The following is a 7,060-nucleotide window of genomic DNA, read 5'->3' as shown; positions in this document are numbered from 1 at the left end:
CTTTTGAAACCAGTCAATCAGACGCTCTCTGAATAACTGTGGATTAAATCCTTGTAAAATTTGTTCAACTTGCTCTTTTTTTTTCATGCAAAATCATCCTTCATGATAAACTACTATTGTACGGTCTGGCCAAAGGAGGAATAAAACATGGATACTGGCACACACGTCGTCATGGGGGTTGCACTCGGCGGCCTCGCTACTCTTGACCCCGCTGTTCAAGCGGACCCAGCATTATTCAATGCTGTTTTAGTCGGTACCATAGTCGGCTCGCAGGCACCAGACTGTGACACCGTCCTTAAACTGAAAAACAACGCTGTTTATATCCGAAATCACAGAGGAATTACGCATTCCGTACCCGCTGTATTCATTTGGGGCATAAGCATCCCAAGCCTAATTTTCTTACTCTCTCCAGAGGTCAGTTTTCTGCACCTATGGTTATGGACGTTCTTAGCGGTCATCTTACATGTTTTCGTTGATATTTTTAATGCTTACGGAACTCAAGCTTACCGCCCGTTTACGAACCGCTGGGTGGCATACGGATTCATTAATACATTCGATCCATATATTTTTGCGCTCCATATCGCAGGGATTGTCGCCTGGAACTTAGGAGCTTCTCCTGGGTGGATGTGGCTATTGATCTATTTTGTTATCGCCTTGTATTACATTAAACGATATTTCGATAAGCGTGAGCTCGTACGCTTGATTCACGAGCATTTCGAAGATGTCGAACAGATCGCCACTTCACCCACGATCCAGCAGAACATATGGAAAATCGCGATTACAACTCCGACGAACTATTACGTAGGTCGAGCTGAGAACGGTCACCTGACCATCCTAGATGAATTTATTAATAAACCGATTGATTACGAAGACCCTGTCGTTCAAAAAGCTCTAACCGATCATAATATTAAAGCTTTTCTATCCTTTTCTCCAGTCTATCGATATGAAATGAGTTACTTTGACGAATACACCGAAGTCAGGTTCATCGATTTACGCTATCGATCCCAAGGACGATATCCTTTCGTAGCTGTAGCTCAGATCGATGACGAACATGGAGAAAATGAACTGAAAATCCTGAACTCCTACACCGGTTGGGTATTCACGGAAGAGAAGCTCCAAAATAAACTGAGTCCTGTGGCTGAATCGGAAAGTTAGTCCAATCTCAAATAATAAGCCGTGTTGCTTCCACAGCAACACGGCTTATTCTTTTAATGAAAATGACCTTTTTTCTTCAACATTTCTTTATATTTAGGATTGGTCGCTACGAACTCATGCAATTTCGGACCATAATGCTCAATCCATTGGATAACAATTTGTTCTGTCATTTGTTTGCCTTTATAGTCATAGCCAGCTTTCGCTCGTGTTGTTTCAAAATCTTCCCAAAGAAGTTCGACCCATGTCCGGGCCTCGTCAATGGTCAGGTTTCCATTTTTCTCATATAAACGTTCGGCTAATCGTTCATAAATTTCGTTCATTGCTGTCACCTCATGTCTGCCAATCATTACATAGGCATTGTATCACATAAATTCACCGGAAATACACAAACTAACCTTGTCTCATCAAAGAGACGTGAGGAGGGTTTTCCATGCGAAACAAAGCAAAAGATTTCCCGAATATAAAGATGTCCCATGCGCCTGCAGACCAGAGCGAATATTTGGCTCTAAGACCGGATGGGAAAATCAATAGTAAACCTCAAGAAAGAGCGGCTAAGTCCCGCGAACGTGATATCAACCAGGTTGGGAGGTATCACCGTGGGAAATAAAAGCTTTAACAACAGAGCTAACCCTTTTAAAGCTCGCCGTGGTGCGAAGCATTTAAGCAAAAGAGTGAACGGTGAAACTGAGCCAACGCAGGCAGACAAAATCACCGAAGTCCAAGCGAAAAAGAATCACTATTAATGAAAAGCTGTGTGCGAATCTTCGCGCACAGCTATTTTACTTGCTGTCCTAACATGGAAATAGGAAGGGCTTCTTCCTTTGCTTCCGTCACTTTTTCGTGTTGCTGATTCTGACGATATCCCCAGGCGAAAACTCCATTCATATACTGGATATAAAACGTATGAGCTGGGTCCCCTTCGATCTCATACGTTTCACCAGCTCCATAATCTCCGGGATTCATCATATAGGATTTTGCCATGATGATTTTTCTCTCATATACAGCGTACTCGTTCACCATGCCCATTTGTTCGGCTTTACGTGCCTTCTCGGTAAGCTTTGCAACTTCTTGCCTTAATTCTTCATACGTATATTCACTATATCGACGTTCCATCATTTTCCTCCTAAAAATAAATAGCAATCCTGCCTTTCTTTACATTTTATCAGGGTTTCTGCACAATGAATATGGTAACTATCAAGATACAGGACAAGGAGCGGATGAATATGGGTAATGTATGGATTACAGGAGCAGGAACCGGACTCGGACGAGCTCTAGCTCACCAATACGCAGAGAACGGACACACAGTCTTCTTATCAGGTAGAACTGAAAAGAACTTATTAGTTGTTCAAGAGGAAATAAAAAGGAATGGCGGTAAAGCGGAAGTCTTGATTTGTGATGTCACAGAACCGTCTTCCATTAAAGAAGCGCTCCGTCAAATCGATTCACTAAATGTTTTGATCAATAATGCAGGCATAGGCATATTCGGAGAACTATCGAGTTATGCGGCTGAGGATATTGATAAGATGCTACACACGAATGTAAAAGGTACAATCCTTGCTACTCAGATGGCTTATCCAAAGCTTAAAGAGACAGAAGGCCGTGTGTTGAACATCATTTCCACTGCAGGGCTGCGCGGCAAGAAAAATGAAAGCGTCTATTGCGCGAGTAAATTCGCTGTGAAAGGTTTTACCGCAAGTCTCCATAAAGAGTGGGAAGAAGAAAACATTACTGCAACCGCCGTCTATATGGGCGGCATGAACACTCCATTCTGGAGCGAAACAGATCATGTCTCAAACCCTGAGAAGCTGAAGGGGCCAGAAGTTGTTGCTAAACAAATTTATAATGAAGATGACGGAAGAGAAGAAATTTTTGTAGATCGTTAATAGTCAAAGTACCTGCCTCTTACGCTGAATAATCATTAGAAAAGGAGTCCACCTCGGACTCCTTTTTTTTACATATCTCCACCACCAGAAACAGCTCGGCGAGCCCCTTCTTTCTCCGCATCATGCCACCGCTGCTCATTGGCTGAAGCCGGCTCTCCCTCCCATTTCCGTGGCGGGTTGTTACGTTTCTTTCTCACATCTTTAATCTTAATCATAACGACTGTCCCTACTACGAGAGGAACAACAATATAAGGAATCCAATCCATCGTAAATGCCTCCTTACTTGATTATACGATCAAGATCAGGGTCAGGTTTCATGGTGTCAGGTATTGGTTTTCCTCTTTCTGGTGTCAGGTACCACTTTCCGCAATCTGAGTACCTGGTACCCTCTTCTCTCCTGACGGTACCAGATACCACTTTGACACTTTTGGTGTCAGGTACCATGAAGGTGTATTGGCGTACCTGGCACCCTTCTTTCCAGTTTGGGTACCAGGTACCCCGCTTTCCTATCTCAGTACCTGGTACCACTCCAATATCCCGCTGATACCACTATCCCACCACCAACAAAAAAAGCCGGTCGTAATGACCGGCTTTTCTTTAGGGTGAATTACTCACCAAGATTTTCTTCTTTAGCTTTAGCTACAATCGCTTGAACAGCTTCTTCTTCGTCAGAACCTTCAGCAGTGAACTTAATTTCAGCGCCGTTTGGAATTCCAAGAGACATTACACCCATGATGGACTTCATGTTAACGGATTTCCCTTTATACTCAAGGTTAACCTCAGATTGATATTTTCCTGCTACTTGTACAAGTGCAGTTGCTGGACGAGCGTGTACGCCGTCAGCTGCAGTGATTTTCATTGTTTGTTCTGCCATAACGAATTCTCTCCTTTTATTTCGTAATTTCAATTATATCTGGGTCGTTGTGATTAACTTTACCAGAAGCTTTAACGTTGACAGCTTGGCCTTCTTCAAGGTTCGTGAATACGATCGGAGTCACTATAGAAGGCGCGTTCTCTTTAACAAAATCAAGATCTACTTCCATCAAGGCTTGTCCTTGTTTCACTTCGTCCCCTTCAGAAATCATAGCTGTAAATCCTTCCCCTTTCAAGCCAACGGTATCGATACCGATATGGATAAGAATTTCCATTCCATTTTCGGCTTCAAGACCGATCGCATGCTTCGTAGGGAAGATATTCAACACTTTACCGTTTACCGGCGAAACTATCTTACCATCTTCGGGCTCAATTGCAAAGCCATCGCCCATCATTTTACCAGAGAAAACTTGGTCAGGAACTTCTGTAATTGGAAGTACTTTACCTTTGATTGGGCTTACGAACTTCAATTCACCTTTTGTGACAGGAGCTTCAGCAGCTTTCGTATCATTCTTGATTTCAGCTACGTCCTCACGGGAACGAGGAGTTTTTCCATCGATAATATCTTGCATCTGGCCGCGAAGGGTATCAGATACAGGTCCGAAAATCGCTTGGATGTTGTTTCCGACTTCCATGACACCAGATGCCCCAAGTTTTTTCAGACGGTTTTTATTAACGTTTTCTTTATCATTAACCGATACACGCAGTCTTGTGATACATGCATCCAAGTGGCTGATGTTCTCTTTACCACCCATAGCTTCTAAGATTTCAAATGGAAGATCGCCGACTTCTCCGTCGTCATCAGAATCTTCTGCCTCATCTTCTCGACCAGGTGTTGCCAAGTTGAACTTAAGGATTGCCCAACGGAAACCAAAGTAGTAAACCACAGAGAAGACAAGACCTACGATAATGACCCACCACCAGTCTGTACGGTTAGGAAGAACACCGAACAGGATGAAGTCAATGAGACCACCTGAGAAGGTTTGTCCGATTTTAACACCAAGAATCTCCATGATCATGAAGGAGAAACCAGCAAATACAGCGTGAATACCGAATAGTACTGGAGCTACGAATAGGAATGAGAATTCGATTGGCTCAGTAATACCAGTCAAGAAAGAAGTTAAAGCAGCAGATAACATGATACCGCCTACGACTTTCTTACGTTCAGGTTTTGCCGTGTGATAAATAGCTAGTGCTGCAGCTGGAAGTCCGAACATCATGAATGGGAACTTACCAACCATAAATGTACCAGCAGTGAATTCTACGCCGTCTTTCAATTGTTCAAAGAAGATCGTTTGGTCACCACGGACAATTTCTCCTGCCGCGTTCGTGTATGAACCGAACTCAAACCAGAACGGAGAATAGAAAATGTGGTGCAGACCAAATGGAATCAATGAACGTTCGATTACACCGAAGAAGAACGCAGAAATCGTCTGGTTTCCTTCAAGCATCAAGTGAGAAAGAGCATTTAGTCCATTCTGTGCGAACGGCCATACCCACAGCATAAGGATACCAAGGAACAGGGATGTAAAGGCTGTGATAATTGGTACGAAACGTTTACCAGCAAAGAATCCTAAGAACTGCGGCAATTCAATATTGAAGTACCGGTTGTACAGCGACGCCGCTAATATACCGACGATGATACCGCCGAATACCCCGGTCTGGAGGGTCGGAATACCGAGCACCTCAGCGTAAGCTGGATCTGAAGTCATTTCAGGAGTAACATTTCCAAGTACCCCCATAACTACGTTCATAATTAAGTAACCGATGATGGCTGCAAGTCCTGCTACACCGTCACCTTTCGCAAGTCCAATGGCTACACCCACCGCAAATAGTAACGGCAAGTTAGCAAATACAATACCACCGGCTTCAGCCATTACTTCTAGCAATGTTTGAACCCATGGTGTTCCGAAGAAAGGTACTTTATCGACAAAATTGTCCTGAGCAAAGCTTGTACCGAACGCTAGCAAAATACCAGCAGCAGGTAGAAGAGCGACCGGAGTCATTAGCGCTTTACCGACTTTTTGCAAAGTACCAAAAGCATTTTTGAACATGTGTTTTCCTCCTTTTAATTGTGTGCAAAACAGTGTAATCCCTAATCTCAACCAATTTTCAGAAAAATAAAACGTTTTCATTTTACTGGTAAATGGAAGCGCCCCTCGAAGACGCTTGACTAAAGAAATAAGAGCATGAAAAAAGGCATGAGTATAGAAGATCAATCAGCTATCAAAAGGTACACTTCACCCCTTATGATAACCGTTCAACCTTCCAATACTCATGCCTGATCGAATCAGTAACACGTACTGGTTAAGATTTATGGGTTAGTCGCTGCAAATGAATCGTTAAGTAGATCACTTCAGACTCATCCACTGGCTTATTTAACTGTCTTTGCATCACTTTGATTAACTTCCATGCTAAATTATAGCACACAGGATATTCCTGTTTCAACATGTTTGCGAGTTTTATTTCATCTCCGACACTTTCTGATTGATACACGCGATCGATCGCCCGGTGTAAATGTTGAACCAAACGATGATAATCGACACTATTTTTATCGATTTTAAAGTCCATTGTTTCTTCAACAAGAGACACAAGCTTTGTTATCAACTGATTATGGCGGTTGATTTCTCTTAACGTTTTATCAGTAACGGCACTATGGATATGAAGAGCGATGAATCCTACTTCCCCTTCAGGGAATTGAATACCCATTTCGTCGTAGATCATTGTCACGACTTCCATGGCGATCTGATACTCTTTCGGATAGAGAGACTCAATTTCCGGTAAGAACGGATTTGAGAACTGCATATTTTTCTTTGCGCGGTTGATGGCGAAAGCCAAGTGGTCCGTCAAAGCAACGTGGATATGCTGGTTTAATTCCTGCCCCATTCTCGTTTCGATATGAACGAGGATGTCATTCATGAAATCGATCAGTCGCTCATCAACGTAAGGCAAGAGATTGACATATTGCTCTTTTTCTTTTTCATTACTTAACAAAAAAGTTTTGTCTGCTTTATCAAAAGAGATTTCATCTTCACTCTTTCTGTTAAAGCCAATCCCCTTGCCAATTAACACCACTTCTTCATAGGAAGGGTGCTCGGCAATGACGACATTGTTATTCAAGACTTTTTTTATTTTTACTTGCTGCTTCA

10 protein-coding genes are annotated in these 7,060 nt (G+C 42.7%); 4 read left to right on the top strand and 6 right to left on the bottom strand.

What is annotated here, in order from left to right; genetic code table 11:
- Positions 1-147: 147 nt before the first annotated feature.
- Positions 148-1,155, top strand: a complete 1,008-nt coding sequence (locus LD39_RS12205) for a metal-dependent hydrolase (RefSeq protein WP_035546919.1) — start codon at positions 148-150, stop codon at positions 1,153-1,155.
- 53 nt (positions 1,156-1,208) lie between these two features.
- Here LD39_RS12205 and LD39_RS12200 read toward each other — a convergent pair whose 3' ends face one another.
- Complete coding sequence (locus tag LD39_RS12200; protein ID WP_035546917.1) at positions 1,209-1,475, bottom strand: YfhJ family protein; 267 nt, start codon at positions 1,473-1,475, stop codon at positions 1,209-1,211.
- A gap of 110 nt (positions 1,476-1,585) precedes the next feature.
- Here LD39_RS12200 and sspK point away from each other — a divergent pair, with 110 nt between their 5' ends.
- Both sspK and LD39_RS22670 read left to right on the top strand, forming a co-directional pair.
- Positions 1,586-1,762, top strand: coding sequence for a small acid-soluble spore protein K (gene sspK, locus LD39_RS22185; protein WP_081988434.1), 177 nt, complete (start codon positions 1,586-1,588; stop codon positions 1,760-1,762).
- Entirely contained in the window at positions 1,752-1,898 is a 147-nt protein-coding gene (locus LD39_RS22670; RefSeq protein ID WP_156112634.1) for a YpzG family protein, read from the top strand. Before sspK ends, LD39_RS22670 begins: the two co-directional genes overlap by 11 nt.
- A 31-nt stretch (positions 1,899-1,929) precedes the next feature.
- Here the strand turns inward: LD39_RS22670 and LD39_RS12195 are convergent, their stop codons facing one another.
- Complete coding sequence (locus LD39_RS12195; protein WP_035546914.1) at positions 1,930-2,268, bottom strand: YfhH family protein; 339 nt, start codon at positions 2,266-2,268, stop codon at positions 1,930-1,932.
- A gap of 110 nt (positions 2,269-2,378) precedes the next feature.
- Here LD39_RS12195 and LD39_RS12190 point away from each other — a divergent pair, with 110 nt between their 5' ends.
- Entirely contained in the window at positions 2,379-3,038 is a 660-nt protein-coding gene (locus tag LD39_RS12190; protein WP_035546910.1) for an SDR family oxidoreductase, read from the top strand.
- Positions 3,039-3,106: 68 nt separating this feature from the next.
- Here LD39_RS12190 and LD39_RS12185 read toward each other — a convergent pair whose 3' ends face one another.
- From LD39_RS12185 to glcT, 4 genes are all read right to left on the bottom strand, one after another.
- Positions 3,107-3,304: a hypothetical protein gene (locus LD39_RS12185; RefSeq protein WP_035546907.1), complete on the bottom strand. Its 198-nt coding sequence runs from the start codon at positions 3,302-3,304 to the stop codon at positions 3,107-3,109.
- Positions 3,305-3,645: 341 nt separating this feature from the next.
- Complete coding sequence (locus LD39_RS12180; RefSeq protein WP_035546904.1) at positions 3,646-3,912, bottom strand: phosphocarrier protein HPr; 267 nt, start codon at positions 3,910-3,912, stop codon at positions 3,646-3,648.
- 16 nt (positions 3,913-3,928) lie between these two features.
- On the bottom strand, positions 3,929-5,965 hold the full coding sequence (gene ptsG, locus LD39_RS12175; protein ID WP_035546902.1) for a glucose-specific PTS transporter subunit IIBC: 2,037 nt from the start codon (positions 5,963-5,965) through the stop codon (positions 3,929-3,931).
- 253 nt (positions 5,966-6,218) lie between these two features.
- A partial coding sequence (gene glcT / locus LD39_RS12170; RefSeq protein ID WP_035546899.1) for a glucose PTS transporter transcription antiterminator GlcT occupies positions 6,219-7,060 on the bottom strand: 842 nt, incomplete at its 5' end.

This window comes from Halobacillus sp. BBL2006, assembly GCF_000786645.1.
Classification (GTDB): Bacteria; Bacillota; Bacilli; order Bacillales; family Halobacillaceae; genus Halobacillus.
Note: the sequence above shows the minus strand (reverse complement) of the source record. Positions and strands in the feature narration are given on the sequence as shown.

Excerpts from the sequence above, each read along its gene's own strand:
- LD39_RS12180 (WP_035546904.1), bottom strand. The coding sequence starts at position 3,912 with ATGGCAGAACAAACAATGAAAATCACTGCAGCTGACGGCGTACACGCT.
- LD39_RS12185 (WP_035546907.1), bottom strand. The coding sequence starts at position 3,304 with ATGGATTGGATTCCTTATATTGTTGTTCCTCTCGTAGTAGGGACAGTC.
- LD39_RS12195 (WP_035546914.1), bottom strand. The coding sequence starts at position 2,268 with ATGGAACGTCGATATAGTGAATATACGTATGAAGAATTAAGGCAAGAA.
- ptsG (WP_035546902.1), bottom strand. The coding sequence starts at position 5,965 with ATGTTCAAAAATGCTTTTGGTACTTTGCAAAAAGTCGGTAAAGCGCTA.
- LD39_RS12205 (WP_035546919.1), top strand. The coding sequence starts at position 148 with ATGGATACTGGCACACACGTCGTCATGGGGGTTGCACTCGGCGGCCTC.
- LD39_RS12190 (WP_035546910.1), top strand. The coding sequence starts at position 2,379 with ATGGGTAATGTATGGATTACAGGAGCAGGAACCGGACTCGGACGAGCT.
- LD39_RS12200 (WP_035546917.1), bottom strand. The coding sequence starts at position 1,475 with ATGAACGAAATTTATGAACGATTAGCCGAACGTTTATATGAGAAAAAT.
- sspK (WP_081988434.1), top strand. The coding sequence starts at position 1,586 with ATGCGAAACAAAGCAAAAGATTTCCCGAATATAAAGATGTCCCATGCG.